Here is a 662-nt window from a genome sequence, read left to right as displayed (position 1 = left end):
AATAAGGAGCACGTAGAAGCGCCGGCTCGGCTCTATATCTGCGCGGCGCAGTACATCCTGCCAGGCGCGATGCAGCGAGTCGGGCACGCTTGCAGGCACCGGCTCCACATTCGGTTGATAACGCGCATTGATCTGTTCGGTCTGAGCGCGCACGAAGCTGCGCGATGCCTCGCGTTCGCGACGACGGACGGCCTCTGCCCACAGCATGAGCGATGCGCCCATCAGCAACAGCGCCAGGCAACCGAACCAGAGTGTCATGCTAGACATGGAAGCGGCCTCCGCCGCCGAATCCGGTCATGCCGCCGTCCATGCCACCGCCTTCGCTGTTACGCATGCGGGCCAGCTTGGGCGAATGCGGCTGCAGGCCGAGCGCCGTCCAGCGGTCGACCTCTTCGCCGTCTGGGCCGATGTAGGGCTCGTAGCGGTACAGCTCCTGCGTCGAGATGATGTTGTCCCCCAGCCCCGTGACTTCCGTGATCGACAGGATGCGGCGCTTTCCGTTGGACAAACGCCCGATCTGCACGATGAAATCGATGGCGTTGGTGATCTGGCGGCGCAGGCTCACCTCACTGCCCTGGAAGCCGGCAAAACCGGCCAGCATCTCCAGCCGATAGAGGCATTCGCGCGGGCTGCTGGCGTGGATGGTGCCCATCGAGCCATCG

1 protein-coding gene and 1 pseudogene are annotated in these 662 nt (G+C 64.4%); both read right to left on the bottom strand.

Features of this window, described 5'->3' with window-relative positions; genetic code table 11:
- On the bottom strand, positions 1–258 hold a 258-nt coding region (locus D1614_RS28175), incomplete at its 3' end, for a hypothetical protein (protein WP_206610161.1).
- A gap of 1 nt (position 259) precedes the next feature.
- Positions 260–662 (bottom strand): annotated as a pseudogene (locus D1614_RS28170) (hypothetical protein); the annotation flags it as partial.

This window comes from Maribellus luteus (genome assembly GCF_003576475.1).
Classification (GTDB): domain Bacteria; phylum Bacteroidota; class Bacteroidia; order Bacteroidales; family Prolixibacteraceae; genus Draconibacterium; species Draconibacterium luteum.
Note: the sequence above shows the minus strand (reverse complement) of the source record. Positions and strands in the feature narration are given on the sequence as shown.